Annotated in this window: 10 protein-coding genes; 6 read left to right on the plus strand and 4 right to left on the minus strand. The window is 70.1% G+C overall.

The window, feature by feature from the left end; all coding sequences use genetic code 11:
• Positions 1-363: 363 nt before the first annotated feature.
• Positions 364-1413 carry a septum site-determining protein Ssd gene (ssd, locus tag ACUZ2Y_RS18090; RefSeq protein WP_476320359.1) on the minus strand — a complete coding sequence of 350 codons (1050 nt, stop codon included), beginning with the start codon at positions 1411-1413 and terminating at the stop codon, positions 364-366.
• Positions 1414-1819: 406 nt separating this feature from the next.
• On the opposite strand from ssd, the gene ACUZ2Y_RS18095 reads away from it, so the two are divergent.
• The 6 genes from ACUZ2Y_RS18095 to ACUZ2Y_RS18120 all read left to right on the plus strand — a co-directional run bounded on the left by ACUZ2Y_RS18095 (position 1820) and on the right by ACUZ2Y_RS18120 (position 10042).
• A complete protein-coding gene (locus ACUZ2Y_RS18095; protein ID WP_476320361.1) occupies positions 1820-2647 on the plus strand; it encodes an HAD-IB family hydrolase in 828 nt (275 codons plus the stop codon).
• 609 nt (positions 2648-3256) lie between these two features.
• On the plus strand, positions 3257-5029 hold the full coding sequence (locus ACUZ2Y_RS18100; protein ID WP_476331911.1) for a glycoside hydrolase family 3 protein: 1773 nt from the start codon (positions 3257-3259) through the stop codon (positions 5027-5029).
• Positions 5030-5034: 5 nt separating this feature from the next.
• Positions 5035-6255, plus strand: a complete 1221-nt coding sequence (locus ACUZ2Y_RS18105; RefSeq protein ID WP_476320363.1) for an exo-beta-N-acetylmuramidase NamZ family protein — start codon at positions 5035-5037, stop codon at positions 6253-6255.
• Between the two features lie 11 nt (positions 6256-6266).
• Positions 6267-7985 (plus strand): serine hydrolase domain-containing protein, encoded by a 1719-nt coding sequence (locus tag ACUZ2Y_RS18110; protein WP_476320365.1) that lies wholly within the window; start codon positions 6267-6269, stop codon positions 7983-7985.
• A gap of 166 nt (positions 7986-8151) precedes the next feature.
• Positions 8152-9069, plus strand: coding sequence for a MurR/RpiR family transcriptional regulator (locus ACUZ2Y_RS18115; protein WP_476331913.1), 918 nt, complete (start codon positions 8152-8154; stop codon positions 9067-9069).
• A gap of 46 nt (positions 9070-9115) precedes the next feature.
• The gene (locus tag ACUZ2Y_RS18120; RefSeq protein WP_476320367.1) at positions 9116-10042 is read left to right on the plus strand and encodes an N-acetylmuramic acid 6-phosphate etherase; all 927 of its coding nucleotides are present in this window, start codon (positions 9116-9118) and stop codon (positions 10040-10042) included.
• A gap of 42 nt (positions 10043-10084) precedes the next feature.
• Here ACUZ2Y_RS18120 and ACUZ2Y_RS18125 read toward each other — a convergent pair whose 3' ends face one another.
• From ACUZ2Y_RS18125 to ACUZ2Y_RS18135, 3 genes are all read right to left on the minus strand, one after another.
• Positions 10085-10651 carry a DUF937 domain-containing protein gene (locus ACUZ2Y_RS18125; RefSeq protein WP_476320369.1) on the minus strand — a complete coding sequence of 189 codons (567 nt, stop codon included), beginning with the start codon at positions 10649-10651 and terminating at the stop codon, positions 10085-10087.
• Positions 10652-10729: 78 nt separating this feature from the next.
• Positions 10730-13915: a discoidin domain-containing protein gene (locus tag ACUZ2Y_RS18130; protein ID WP_476320372.1), complete on the minus strand. Its 3186-nt coding sequence runs from the start codon at positions 13913-13915 to the stop codon at positions 10730-10732.
• Positions 13916-14048: 133 nt separating this feature from the next.
• Complete coding sequence (locus ACUZ2Y_RS18135) at positions 14049-14777, minus strand: oxidoreductase (protein WP_476320374.1); 729 nt, start codon at positions 14775-14777, stop codon at positions 14049-14051.
• Between the last annotated feature and the right edge of the window lie 28 nt (positions 14778-14805).

The following is a 14805-nucleotide window of genomic DNA, read 5'->3' on the forward strand; positions in this document are numbered from 1 at the left end:
CTCTCCGCAAGAACCGCACCCGCGAACGGGCCGTGGACTTGGAAGTCGTTGTGGCCCATGACACCGGGTGGGGGAACGACGCCGGAGGTGATCTCTGGCGCACCACTCGCCACCCGCGGGCGAACCCTGCCGACAAAGTCGGTTGTCACTGCCGTGCCGCCGATCATGATCGGACTCCGCAGGAACCGCACGCGTCCCACGTGCGAGGGAGCTGCGAACTAGGACGTCGTTGGCGGCCTACCCCACTCATTTCCTCGCGGGCCGCGTGGGTCACAGCGGAGGTGGTGGTGATTTCCCGGGCGCTGCCCGAGAGTAGCCGGCGGGGTCGGTCGACAAAGTGGGTCGTCACTGCCTTGCCTTCGGTCATGGTTGGAGCTCCGCAAGGACAGCGTGGGCCGCACGGGCTAGGGAGCCGCGGACTTGGAAGTCGCCGTGGTCCAGGGAGTGCGCCAAGGCACGGTCGGTGCGGAGGGTTGTGAGTAGGGGCAGGCCGACGGCCTCGGCTACGGCGGGCGAGGCCAGTCGGGCCGGGGCGGGGCCGCGGACGATCACCGCCGCGCGGATGCCGCGGGCGGCGATTCGGACGGCGACGTTGCGGGCCGCCGCGCAGGCGCGGACTTCGGCGGGGACGATCACGACCGCGAGATCCGCGCGGTCCAGTGCGGCGTGGGCCGCGTCGCCTGGGGCGCGCGGTAGGTCGCATACGACGGTCTCGCCACCCCGCTTGCCTGCGTCGATGACAGCGGCCACCGCCTCGGGGCTGGGCGCCTCGCCCGATCTCGCGCCGGACAGCAACGTGAGTCGTGTGTCGCCCTTGGTGCGTCCGGGGAGCGCGGACCGCAGGCTGGACACCGGGATGCGGCCCGATTTGAGGCGCAGGTCGGGCCACCGCATCCCAGGGCTCTGCTCGGCCCCCAGCACCAGATCGAGGCCGCCGCCAAGCGGGTCGCAGTCGACGAGCAGGGCGTCGTGGCCGAGGTCGAGCGCCGTGAGGCCGACGGCCGCGGCGAACACCGAGGCTCCCGCGCCGCCGCTCCCGCCGATGATGGCGACGACTCGGCCCGCCTTGCCCGCCGGGCTCTCCGTGGTGTCCGCAAACGCTTCCACCAGCCAGGATTCACCGTCGGGCAAGGTGACCACCCGGTCGGCGCCGAGGGCGACCGCGTCGGACCAGGTGGCCGGCGGCGGGGCGCCCGCGCACACCAGGACCACGCTTTCCCTGCGCGGCAACGCGATGGCGAGGCAGGCCGCCGCCGCGTCGGCGTCGAGGATGACGAGCGGGGCGTCCTGCCAGCGGGCTCGGAGATCGGCGATGTCGGCGACTCGTTCGACCGCGCAGCCCGCCGCCGCGGCCACCCGCAGCACCTCGTCGAGCAGGCTGTCCTCATGTACGCACGCCACCGGTCGGGCCACGACGACCAGCTCCCTTCGGATCGGGGCGGCCGTCGGCGGCCGCTGTGATCACGATCGTTCGAGAGGGCGTCGAGAACAATCCCCGCCGGTCGGGCTGTGGACAGGTCCGTGGTCACTGTGGACAGACCGGTGGTGGGCGCCGAGTTTTGTCGGCGGGTGCCGGCAGGCTGGGAGGGGGCCGACTTGCGGCGGATATAGGACGGCCCCCGCCAGGGGGGAGGGGCGGGGGCCGTCAGAGGTTCAGCCCCGGGGGGTCGGACTGAACCGTCCCGGCACTAGGCCGGTTATGGATACTGTATCCCCTCCCCTGGGTGTCTTGGCTACAGAACTGCCGAAGACGCCGGTGGAGTTCACCCCGTGGGCATACCGCGACGGCCCGCCGGCGGCTCGCTCCTATGCTGGCGGCGTGACCGATTCCGGCAGCAGCGCCGACCCACTCGAACCGGGCCGGATCGCGGCGTTCTTCGACCTGGACAAGACGGTCATCGCGAAATCCAGCACGCTGGCGTTCAGCAGGCCGTTCTTCCAAGGCGGCCTCATCAACCGTCGCGGAGTGCTCAAGAGTGCTTACGCGCAGTTCGTTTTCGCGGCTTCCGGCGCGGATGCGGACCAGGTCGAGCGAATGCGCGAGCACCTCACGTCGCTGTGCGCAGGGTGGGATGTCGTGCAAGTTCGCTCGATCGTGGAGGAAACGCTCCACGACATCGTCGACCCGCTCGTCTACGCCGAGGCGGCCGAACTGGTCGCCGAGCACCAGTCCAACGGCCACGACGTCGTCGTCATCTCCGCCTCCGGCGAGGAGATCGTCGCCGCGATCGCGGAGATGATCGGCGCGACGCACAGCGTCGGCACGCGGATGGTGTCGGCCGAGGGCCGCTACACCGGAGAGATCGACTTCTACTGCTACGGCGACAACAAGGCCGCCGCGATCCGCGAGTTGGCCGAGCAGCACGGTTACGACCTCGCCGCGAGCCACGCCTATTCCGACTCCAGCACCGACCTTCCGATGCTGGAAGCGGTCGGGCACCCGTCGGTGGTCAATCCGGACCGCGGACTCCGCAAGATCGCGGCCGAGCGCGGCTGGCCGATCCTGACGTTCTCCAAGCCGGTGTCGCTGCGCTCGCGCTTCCACGCGCCGTCCGGCACGGCGGTGGCGGTGACGGCGATCAGCCTCAGCGCGGCGGCCGCCGCGGCGGGCGCCGCCTGGTACGGCTACCGCAGGCGCAGGCGCTGACCGGCCACGGTGTCGCAAGTAATTCTCGGATACACCCGACTGGCGGTACCCACCTGATCCAGTCCGAGTAACACACAAACAGAGCGTCCAGCCTACGCTCACGGACGGTGCTGGTCGATGCTTTCCGCGCTCTTTACCGGTGCACCCGAAAGTGCCCTTGAAGTGACCTTCCTCACTGGGTACAAATGGAGATGCGGACTTCGAGCCGGCCAGGGACGAAGCGAAGAGAAGCTCCGATCCACCCCGAGCGAACTCCGTGCGCGAGCACCGAGCACCCACGCGCAGCACGCCGCGGGAGGCATGTCGTCAAGGGACTGCGTACCGGGACGCCGGACGCCGAGGCCATGTTGATACGACAACGTTGCACGCTTGGTAACCCGAGTGTTCGCGCGGAGGTTTGGGCGGTTCCGCTCTCCGGAGCGGAGCCGCCCAATTCCGTTTCAGGGGCAGTTGTCCACAGGCGGCAAACACCGCGTTGACCCGGTGATCGTGACGTGAGTAACTTCCGTGTAGGCGTTGTTATTAGTTAACAAGCGCCGACACGACCCACCGGGAGGCAGGGTGCGTACTCCACGGCCACTGGCGGCGCTCCTCATCGCCGCCGCCACCATGGCGACTGTGAGTGTCGTCGCGAGCGCGATCCCCGCCGTCAAACCAGCGGAGGACGAGATCCGCGCGCGTTCCGTGGATGCCTGGACCGACGACCTCCTCGGTCGGATGACCCTCGAGCAGAAGGTCGGCCAGTTGTTCGTGGCCAGTGTCTGGGGCAAGTCGGCCGACGAGGTCCACTCGATGAACCGCGCCACCTACGGCGTGGACACCCCCGCCGAGGTCGTGCGGCGGTACCAGGTCGGCGGGGTCATCTACTTCAACAACAGCGGCACCGACAACGTCGACAGCCCGGTGCAGCTCGCCAAGTTCTCCAACGGCCTGCAGCGGGCGGCGATCGAGTCGGGCGCCCGGCTGCCGATGGTGGTGGCGATCGACCAGGAGGGCGGCAACGTCACCCGGGTCGAGGCGCCCGCCACCGAGTACCCGGCAAGCATGGCGATCGGCGCGGGCCGCAACGCCGCGGACGCGCGCACGCTGGCTTCGATCAACGGCCATGAGCTGCGCGCGATGGGGGTCAACCAGAACTTCGCACCGGTCGCCGACGTGAACTCCAACCCGCTCAACCCGGTCATCGGCGCGCGGTCGTTCTCCGCGGATCCAGTTCTCACCAGCGAGATGGTCACCGCGGAGGTGCGCGGCTATCAGGAGAGCGGCAGGCCGATAGCCACCGTGTCGTCTTCCGCGAAGCATTTCCCGGGACACGGCGACGCGGCGACCGACAGCCATACCGGCCTGCCGATCATCAACCGGTCCGCCGAGGAGTGGGAAAGGGTGGACCTGCCGCCGTTCCGCGCGGCGATCGCGGCGGGCATCGACTCGATCATGACCGCGCACATCCAGTTCCCCAGCCTGGATCCAACCCGCGTCCCCGCCACCGTGTCCAAGCCGATCATGACCGAGCTCCTCCGCGAGGAGATGGGCTACCAGGGCGTGATCGTGTCCGACTCCCTTGGCATGCAAGGGATCCGGGAGATGTTCAGCGACGCCGAGATCCCGGTGCTGGCGATCGAGGCCGGCGTCGACCAGCTGCTGATGCCGCCGGATCTGCGGCTGGCCATGGATTCCGTGCTCGCCGCGGTGCAGAGCGGCAGGCTCACGGTCGAGCGCGTCGAGCAGAGCGTTCGCCGAATCGTGGCCCTCAAAGCGAAGCGCGGCATCCTGAGCAGGCCGTTCGTGGCCGTCGAGCGCGTCCCGGCCCTGGTGGGCACGGCTGAGCACAAGGCCGCGATCCAGCGGCTGACCGATCGCACGGTGACGGCGCTGCGCAACGACGCCGGCCTGCTGCCCCGCCGGACACCGGCGAAGACGCTGGTCGCCGGGGTGGGCGACACGGTGAACTCGGCCAAGTCCCCCACCCTCCTGGCCGCGCAACTGCGCGCCCGGGGTTGGGACACGACCCCGCTGCCGACCGGCACGAGACCGGTGGACACCAAGATCACCGAGGCGGTCGAGGCCGCCCAGGACGTCGACCTCGTGATCGTGCTGACCAACAACCTGTCCGCGAACCTCGCCCAGCGCACACTGCTCACCCGCCTGTTGGAGACCGGTAAGCCGGTCATCGCCGTGGCCTCCCAGGTTCCGTATGACGCGGGCTTCGTCGACGCGCCCACGTGGCTGGCGACGTACTCGTGGCGAGAGGTATCCCTGGAGTCCCTCACGAAGGTGATCACCGGGGAGATCCTGCCTAAGGGCAAGCTGCCGGTCGCGGTCCCGGACGGCGCCGATCCGAGCGAAGTGCGCTATCCGTTCAACCACGGCCTGAGCTGGTAGCCGGGATGGACCGCCGACGGTTCCTCGCCGCGTCCGCGCTCACCGCTCCCCTGCTCACAGCCGGCGCGGCACCCGCCACGGCACAGCCCCGCGGCCGGACCGCGCCCGCCGCCGACATGCTCGCCGCCCAAGGCTGGCGGCGCCTGGCCGGGCGGCGCCTCGGGATCGTGTCGAACCCGACCGGCGTCCTGCGCGACGGCACCCACGTGGTCGACTCGATGGTGGCCGCGGGTGTGCGTCCGACGGCGGTCTTCGGGCCCGAGCACGGTTTCCGGGGCACCGCACAGGCGGGCGGCTCGCAGGGCGACTACCTGGACCCCCGCACGGGCATCCCCGTCTACGACGCCTACGGCGCTACCGCCGCCAAGCTCGCGGCGCAGTTCGCGAAGGCGGGTGTGGACACCGTGGTCTTCGACATCGCCGACGTGGGCGCCCGGTTCTATACCTACATCTGGACCATGTACACGACGATGAGCGCCGCCAAGGACCTCGAGTTCATCGTCCTCGACCGCCCCAATCCGATCGGCGGCTCCCCGCGCGGACCAAGGCTTGACCCCGCTTACGCGTCCGGCGTAGGTCGGCAGCCGATCGTGCAGCAGCACGGCATGACGGTCGGGGAGCTGGCCCGGCTGTTCGGCGGCGAGTTCCTGGGTCGGGAGGTGACGGTCGAGCGCGTCACCGGCTGGCGGCGCGACCACCTGTTCGCCGATACCGGCCTCACCTGGGTTCCACCAAGCCCCAACATGCCGACCCCGCAGACCGCGCTCGCCTACCCCGGCACCTGCCTGTTCGAGGGCACGGTGCTCTCGGAGGGCCGGGGCACGACCCGCCCGTTCGAGATCATCGGCGCGCCCGGCCTCGACTGGCGCTGGGCCGAGGAGCTCAACGCGCTGGACCTGCCCGGGGTCCGCTTCCGCGAGCAGTACTTCGTCCCGACCTTCGGCAAGTTCGCCGGCGCCGCGTGCGGTGGCGTGCAGGTGCACATGACAGACGAGCGGCGCTTCGAGGCGATCCACACCGCCGTGGCGATGCTCGTGACGGTGAAACGGCTGTTCCCGGCGGTGTTCGGGTGGCGGCCGGATCTCTTTATCGACAAATTGACCGGCTCCGACCGGCTTCGGCGGATGGTCGACGGGGGCGCGGACACGGCCGAGATCGTGGGCGCGTGGCAGTCCGAGCTGGCCGATTTCGGGCGACTCAGGGAGCCCTACCTCCTCTATCGGTGAAACGGGGTGCGATGGCACGGGTGGCGGCCGCGGTAGTGGCGGTAGTGCTCATGGCGGGCGGTTCGGAGGCGATGGCGGAGAGCGCGGCGGGCCGGTTCGACCGGCCGTGGCAGGGGTTCGCTCCGGCGAGCACCGTGCTGCGGGCCGGCTCCGCGGCGTCCGTCGGCCTCGACCCGGGTCCCCTCGCCGAGGCCGAGCGGGCGATCGAGGCGTGGACCCGGCCGAACCCGACTAGGCCGCTGTTCGCGGGCGCGGTCACGTTGTCCGCGCACAGCGGGGTGATCGTGTCGCGGTCCGAGGCGGGTCAGGCGGTGCGCTACACCGACGCGTCGGGCACCGAGCTGCCCGCCGAGCGACAGGTGCCGATGCGGTCGGACACGATCTTCGACCTGGCGTCGGTGAGCAAGCTGTTCACCTCCCTGGCCGTGTTGTGCCTGGTCGAGGACGGGTCGGTGGACGTCGACGCGCCGGTGGCGGCCTATCTGCCCGAGTTCGGGTCCAACGGCAAGGACTCGATCACCGTCAAGCAGCTGCTCACCCACACCTCCGGCCTGGAGCCGTTCATCCCGCTGTGGCGAGACTGGCCGGACAAGCCGTCCCGGATCGCCGCGGTGCTCGACCGGGCGCCGAAGTACCCGCCAGGGTCGAGGTACGTCTACTCCGACCTCAACCTGATCACCCTCGGCGTCCTGGTCGAACGGAGGTCCGGCAAGCCGCTCGACGCTTTGGTCTCCGAGCGGATCACCCAACCGCTGGGTCTGCGCGACACCGGCTACAACCCGCCCGCCGCGAAGCTGCACCGCGTCGCCGCGACGGAGTTCCAGTCCTCGCCCCCGCGCGGGATGGTCCGCGGCGAGGTGCACGACGAGAACGCGTGGTCGCTGGGCGGTGTCGCCGGGCACGCGGGCGTGTTCTCCACCGCCGACGACCTGGCTGTCCTCGCGCAGGCCATCCTCAACGGCGGCACCTACGCGGACAGGCGGATCCTGCGCACCGAGACGGTCCGCGACATGCTGACGAACCACACGCAGCAGTTCCCCGGCAACGACCACGGCCTGGGTTTCGAGCTGAACCAGCGCTGGTACATGGGCGCGCTGTCTGGTCCACGGACCGCCGGGCACACGGGGTTCACCGGCACGTCACTGGTGATCGACCCGGCGTCGCGGTCTTTCACCATCCTCCTGACCAACCGCGTCCACCCGTCGCGGGCGTGGGGATCGATCAACGTCGCCCGGGAGCGGCTCGCGAGCGGGCTGGCCCGGTCGATGGCGGTGCGGCCCAGGCACGGACCCGTCGCCTGGTTCACCGGCTGGGCCGACGCCACGACGTCGACCCTGACCTCGCCCCGACTCACCGGGACGGGGTCGGCGGAAGTCACGTTCGACACGTTCGTGGATACCGAATCGAGTGACTCGCTCCGGCTGGAGTGGAGCGCCGACGGCCAGAGGTGGCACGCGCTGCCGATGCGGGCGGCGGGCCGGGGCGCACCACCCGGCGAAGTGGACATTTTGGCCGGTGCGGGCCACCGGAGTTGGTGGACGATCAACGCCGACGTGCCCGCGGCCGGTCAGTTCACCGTTCGCTGGCGGGCGAGCACCGATGGCAGATATCTAGGCCGTGGTTTCTACGTCGATCGCATTTTGGTCACCGATGGTGATCGATCGCTGCTTAACGGTGAGAAAGAACCCCACCTGATAGCGCCGGATGGGTGGCGGCTCCAAACTTGTTGACCGTTTGACGCTAACAATCCGCAGTCGACCAGCGATTCCGTGAACAAGCCCCACCCAGGCCCACAGCTGAAACTGACACGTTTGGGTAGCGTTGCCGACAAAGGTGACGCACCGCCTTGTCCTACCCCATCACTGTTAGTAAGTTTCCCACGTGAGTGCGAGTCAAATGACAGCAGAACACAGCGAGTCAAGTCCCCTGGTCCGCATTCGTTCGCTCCTGCCGGGCCTGGCCCGAGCTGAGCAACGGGTGGCCAAGGTCGTGCTTGAGAGCCCGTCTACCGTCGCCCGCCGCAGCATCACGGAGGTCGCCGAGGCCGCGGGCACCAGCGAGACGACCGTGACCAGGTTCTGCAAGGCGATCGGCGTCGGGGGCTACCCCGAGCTGCGCATCGCGCTTGCCGCCGACACCGCCCGGTCCGAGGCGCACGCCGACCGGGATCTCGGTGGTGACATCAACCCCGAGGACGACCTCAAGACCGTCGTCGGGAAAGTCACCTTCGCCGATTCCCGGGCCGTCGAGGAAACCGCGGACCAACTCGACATCAATGTGCTGGCCAAGGTCGTCAGCGCCGTCGCGAGCGCGGGGAGGGTCGACGTCTACGGCGTCGGTGCCAGCGCGTTCGTGGCGCTCGACCTGCAGCAGAAGCTGCATCGGATCGGGCGGGTCAGCTTCGCGTGGAACGACACGCACATCATGTTGACCTCGGCCGCCGTGCTCAAGCCCGGCGACGTCGCGGTGGCCATCTCGCACACCGGCGCCACCGCCGACACCGTCGAGGCCCTGCGGGTCGCCCGTGAGCACGGGGCGACCACGGTGGCGCTGACGAACTACCCGACCTCGCCGGTCGCCGAGGTGGCCGACCTGGTGCTGACCACCGCCGCGCGGGAGACCACCTTCCGCTCGGGTGCGACGGCCAGCCGGATCGCGCAGCTCACGGTGGTCGACTGCCTGTTCATCGGGGTCGCGCAGCGGCACCTGGACGAGACGATCAAGGCGCTCGACTCGACTCGGGACGCGGTCGGACCGCACCGGCTCGAGACCCGGCACGACGGACGGCGCAAGCCGCGAGACACCGGGAAGTGATCTGTGGTGCGCGGGTCTGGCCGCTTCGGGGAAGGGATTGTGTGAGATGACGGTGCCTCGGCAAACCGTGCATGTCGACTCCCCCACGGAGCGGAGGAACCCGCGCACCGCCGACATCGATCAGATGTCGACGGTCGACATCCTGCGGACGATCAACTCCGAGGACCGCGCGGTCCCGGACGCCGTGGCCGCCGCGCTGCCGCTCTTGGCGCAGGCGGTCGACCTGGCGACGGTGGCCCTGCGCGCGGGCAAGCGCGTGCACTACGTCGGCGCGGGCACCTCCGGCCGCATCGCCACCCTCGACGCCGCGGAACTCGCCCCGACGTACAACACCCCGCCGGACTGGTTCCAGGTTCACCACGCGGGTGGCCCGGGGGCCGTCCACAGGTCCGCCGAGGCCGCCGAGGACGACGACCTGGCCGCCGCCGAGGAGATGAACCGCGACGTCCGGCCCGGTGATTTCGTCCTGGGCCTGACCGCCTCCGGCCGCACCCCGTACGTGATCGGCGCCCTCGAGACCGCGCACGGCATCGGTGCGACGACGGCACTGGTGTCGAACAATCCCAACGCCGCGCGAACGTCGCAGATCGACCTGGTGATCGTGGTCGACACCGGGCCCGAGGCGATCTCCGGTTCGACGAGGATGAAGGCGGGCACGGCGCAGAAGCTCGTGCTGACCGCGTTCTCCACGGCGGTCATGGTCAAGATGGGCCGCACGTACTCGAATCTCATGGTCAGCATGCGGGCCAACAACGCCAAGCTGCGCGGACGGACCCTGCGGATCCTGCGCGAGGCGACGGGCCTGGGCATGGCCGAGTGCTCCGCGGCGCTGACCGAGTCGCATGGCGACCTCAAGGTCGCGCTCGTGCACCTGCTGTCCGGTGTGGACACCCCGAGCGCCCGGCAGGCGCTCACGGAGACCAGCGGCCACGTCCGGCAGGCATTGGGCTTGCTCGACGCACACGTCATCTAGGAAACCGTGGCGCACCCAGCCGGGTGCGCCACGGCGCACTGTCTACTTGCGACCGGCGCCCAGGAGTCCGCCGAGCAGGTCGCCCAGGTTGCCGAGCCCGCCGCCACCGGAGGAGCCGCCGCCGAGGAGGCCGCCGAGGAGATCCCCGAGGACGCCGCCGCTCTGCTGCTGGGGCTGCTGGGACTGGTCCGGCACGGGCACGCCGAGCTTGCCGCCGAGCTTCTTGGCCAGGTAGGACATCACGATCGGGGCGAGCAGCGGCAGCAGCTTGGCGATCAGCGCCTTGCCGTCGATGCCGGGCAGCCCGCCCAGGGTGTTGACGACCTCCGACTGCTGCGCGCCGAAGACGTTGTTCACGATCTTCGAACCGTCCGTTGTGTCCACCTGGTCCAGGTCGACGCCGCCCTCGACGAGACTGGGATCGTGCTGCCCCAACGCTTTCAGCAGCGACTGCTCGCCCGCCGGGTCTTGGGCGTTGGCCTGCATTCCGCCCAGCAGTGCGGGCAGCGCGGCACGGGTCGCCTGCTCCGCGGTGCCCTCGTCTACGCCAAGTTGGGCGGCGAGCTGGGACAGCGGGATCTGGCCAAGGATGTCGTCAATCGCGCTCACGGGTGTGGATCCTCCTCAGGCGCCGGGCTCGGCTGCCGCCCACGATAACGACGGCAGCCTGCCCGCGCCTGCGGAAGCTCAGCCGGGACCGCGCGAACCGACCCGGGCCACGAACGGCTCGCTGATCTTGACCATCTTGGCCACGCTGGGCACACCGTTCGCGTCCATCGCGAACAGCATGTAGTACCCAGGCAGCGCGACACCGGGATCGGTGGGCACGGACACCTCGTAGGAGTTGCCCCCGAGCGCGACCGGCGTGAGCGGGATGCGCCGCTGGTCGTTGTCCACCGAGTGGGTGATCGAGCTGAGCCGCATCAGCGAGAACGCCGTCACGGGCTTGTCCGTCGCGATGGTGAACGTCCCGCCGAGGGTGGCTCCGCCGGGCGCGGCGACGATCTTCGGGCGCGGCTTCGGTGAGCCATCCGGGTTCAGCAGGTATGGCGGGGTGAGGATCTGGCCGTCCTGGTGGTTGACCGCACAGTTCCCGCAAAGGCCGCCGCCACCGGTGAAGACCGTTCCGTCCGGCAGCAGGTTGGCCACGCTGTGGTAGGTCCGCGGCACCGCCATGGGGGCGAGCTTGGTGAACTGGCCGGTGGCCGGATCCCACAGTTCCGGGATGTACACGGCGGTCTGGTCGCTGAACCCGACGCCGTAGGTCATGCCGCCGACAACGGCCACCTTGCCGTCTGGCAAGACGACGCTGTTCGCGAACGTGCGGGGGATCGCCAGGTCTCCGACCCGGGTCACCGTGGCGCTCTTGCCCGTGCTGATGTCGACCGAGTACGCGCGGTTGATGGCATCGCCTTCGGAGTACTGCGGTGAGCCGCCGACGGTCAGGATCTTCCCGATGTCGTACATGACCGCGTTGCCGTTCATCGCGTCCGGGCTGTCGCCCCGCGGCCCGGCGTCGGTGATCGATCCGTCGCCGCTGGTGCTGATCCAATTCATCCGCCTGCTCGGCCCCGCGTGGAACACACGGCCTTCGCTGGCGGCGAAGAACCAGCCGTGGTTGTCGGCGCGGTACGCACCTCGCCGGTCCGCTGTCATGAGCGGTTCGGCAGGCACGCCGCTGAGCAGGCGCCACGAGTTGCGGCCGGGTGAGTAGACCTCCGCGGTCTTGCCGCCCTCGCCGCCGCTCCACGAGCCGCCGACGATGAACGCCTCGCCCGTCGACAAGGTCGTCTGACCCTGGTATCCGCGCCGGACGTTCAGCGTTCCGGCCCGCGACCAGGTGTCGGTGAACGGGTTGTAGATGCTGGCGTTGTTGTCGTCGCTGCCGCCGGTCACCAGGACACGACCGTCGAGCAGCACCGAGGTGCCGGGGCAGAACATGTCGTGTTCGGTGTTCGAGACCCGACGATTGGTGATGTTCCCCGTGGTCAGATCGAGAATCGCGGTCTGCGTGTAGCCGTTCGTCCCGCCGAAGTTGTCGGGCAGGTACGCCGACCACATCAACAGCTTGTTGTTGGGCAGCACGGCGGTGGCGACGGGGATCAGCGGATACCCGTTCACCGCGGACCAGGAACCAGCCTGGCTCTTGTCCGGCGGCGGCGCCGGGGTCAGCACGTTGAGCTCGGGGATCGTCGTCCACGGGCCGCGGTTGCCCGCCTCGGTGAGCGCCGTCAGCCGCACATAGCGAGCCGACACGGTCGAGGTGAGCAGCGCCGTCTGGGGCGTGGAGGTGTCGGGCCACGTCCCCGCGGCGACCGGGTCGCCGAAGTTGACGCCGTCGTTGCTCACCCGGAGCTGGTACTGCCCGATCCGGCCGTTCCAGCCGGAGAGACCGTCCCCGCGCGGCTGCACGCGGATGCCCGCGACCGTCTTGGCGGTCTTCATGTCGAGGGTGATCCAGTGCGGCAGCGGCGCGGGCACGCCGGTCCACTTCGAGTGCCACATCGTCGTGTCCGTGCCGTCGATGGCGAGGGCGGCCCGGCCGTCGTACCTCGGATCGGTTTCCTCATCGGAGGCCGAGGCGCTCCACCCCGTGCGGTCGAGCGCGGTGGTGCTCGCCGGGTCGATCGCCGCATAGGCGTAGAACTCCGCGCCCTCCACGGCTTCCGCGGTCGAGGTCACCCGGACGAAGCGGGTGTTGGGCGCTCCCTTAAGTACAGCCGTCTTCACCAGCCCATCGTCAGACCAGGTGCCCGACGCGACGGGCGCGCCGAAGGTCGTGCCATCGGTGCTGACCGCGACCGAGTAGTTCGCGACGCCGCCAGGGTTGCGGGGAGCGAGCGCGATCGAGGACACCGGCTGTTCGCGCTTGAGGTCGACGGTGAACGACGAGAGCTTGGAACCCCGGCCCCGCCACACCGTGTCCTGCCGCCCGTCGACCATGTTGGCCGCGGGATTCGCACTGTCCTCATCGGACGCGGTCGCGCTCCAGCCGTATCGGCTCAGCGGCGCGGCGCCGCCGGGGACCGGACCGGCCAAGTCGATCTCAGCTTTCGCCGAAACCGATCCGGTGACCGAGGTCAGTCGCACGAAGCGACCGGTGACCTCGCCGGCGAAAACGGCGTCCTTGACCTTGTCGCCGTTGTCCCACACGCCGGAGGCCACGGCCGGGCCGAAGGTCTTCCCATCGGTCGACACCGCGACCCGATATTCGCCGACGCGCGCGCCCGGGTGCCGGTAGGTCAGCCCGGTGACCACCATCGGCGCCTTCAGGTCCAGGGTGATCGCCTTGTCGGTGGCGGTCGCGGTGCGGTCGCCCCGGGCCAGCGGCGTCGCGGGCACGGGACCACCCGGATCGCCGAACAAGGTGAGCTCGGCGGCGCTGGCCCACGGGCCGCGCGCACCCGCCTCGGCCAATGACGTCAGCTGGACGAACCGGGCGCCGCTCACGGCGAAGCTCATGGTCTTGACCGCCGGATCGTCCAGCGCGACGCCCTTGCTCACCGGGTCCGACCACGTCGTCCCGTCGGTGCTGAGCCGCACCTCGTAGCGGCCGATGGCACCGTTCCCGCCGTGGGGCCGGGGCGTGTAGGCGAGGCCGGACACGCGCTGGGTGCGTCGCATGTCGATGGTGATCGAGTGCCGCGCGTCCGCGCCGCTGTGCCAGATGGTCGACGGATCACCGTCGAGGACGTTGGACGCGCGCGCGTCCGGCCGCTCGCCCGTGGCGTTGACGGTCCAGCCGTCGCGCGCGAGCGCGGGCGCGACCGGCACCATCGCCGCAGCGGTCGGGACGATGTGGTGGTCGGCGCTGTCAGCACCGTGGCCACCGCCATCCACTCCCGGAAAGAGGACGTACGGCGTGACAACCACACCAGCAGCAAGAATTAGCCCCAAACGAGTGAACCCCATGCCTGAGACCTCGCAAAAAGACCCTCTGTGTTACCAAAAGAGTCGAAGTGCGAGCAGAAACACAATGCGTTGGTACGTTTGAGCGTTATAGACGTTACTCAGCGAGTGATGCGTCCGCGATACTCGTCGCTTCCCGGGCGCCCGCCTCGACGGCTTCGCAGCAGAAGATGATCCACGCGCCCACCGCTTCCGGCTCACCGGTGGCGAAGCCGGCGGCGGCCGCGCGGTAGCGGTCCGCGCGGCGCATGAAGGACACCTCCGGGACCGAGAGGCCCTTCGGGTCCAGCCCGGTGCCGATCGACGTCAGGCGGGCCGCGGCGCGGGCGATCACGCCGTCGGCGGTGCCGAAGGGCGCAAGGGTGAGCAGTTCGCCGTGCACGACGGCGGCCAGAACGGGTCCCGGCACCTTCGTCCCGCCCGCGACCAGGCCGCCGAGCAAGTCGAGCCGGGGCGCGGCGCCGGACTTGGGCCTGCCCAGCGACTCGCCGTCGGTCAGGTCGGCCGCGGCGAGCAGGTGCAGCTTCGCCAGCGCCTGCAGCGGCGCGCGTTCCCACGTCGGCAGCAGCGGCCCAAGCGCCTCGGCGACCCGCAGGGCGCCTGCGAGGATCGGATCGCTGACGTCGCCGATCTCGGGGATCTCCGGGTCGCCGCCGTCGAGGACGGCCGACGCGCGGGCGGCACGCACGGACGCCTCGGCCGCCGTCGCGGGCCAGCCGCGGCGGTTCGTCGGGTGCCGGTGGACTTCGGCGACCGAGTCCCGCGCGGAGCGCACGGCGTCCTCGACACCGGGAAGGGCGAGCAGCGGGGCCAGGGGATCGGTCACCTACCGGACAGTACCCGGCACTCTGAGG

The organism is Actinokineospora sp. UV203 (assembly GCF_056323665.1).

Bases quoted from the DNA above. Each gene is read 5' to 3' on its own strand.
- ACUZ2Y_RS18110 (WP_476320365.1), top strand. From the start codon at position 6,267: ATGGCACGGGTGGCGGCCGCGGTAGTGGCGGTAGTGCTCATGGCGGGC.
- ACUZ2Y_RS18100 (WP_476331911.1), top strand. From the start codon at position 3,257: ATGGCGACTGTGAGTGTCGTCGCGAGCGCGATCCCCGCCGTCAAACCA.
- ACUZ2Y_RS18115 (WP_476331913.1), top strand. From the start codon at position 8,152: ATGACAGCAGAACACAGCGAGTCAAGTCCCCTGGTCCGCATTCGTTCG.
- ACUZ2Y_RS18120 (WP_476320367.1), top strand. From the start codon at position 9,116: ATGACGGTGCCTCGGCAAACCGTGCATGTCGACTCCCCCACGGAGCGG.
- ACUZ2Y_RS18105 (WP_476320363.1), top strand. From the start codon at position 5,035: ATGGACCGCCGACGGTTCCTCGCCGCGTCCGCGCTCACCGCTCCCCTG.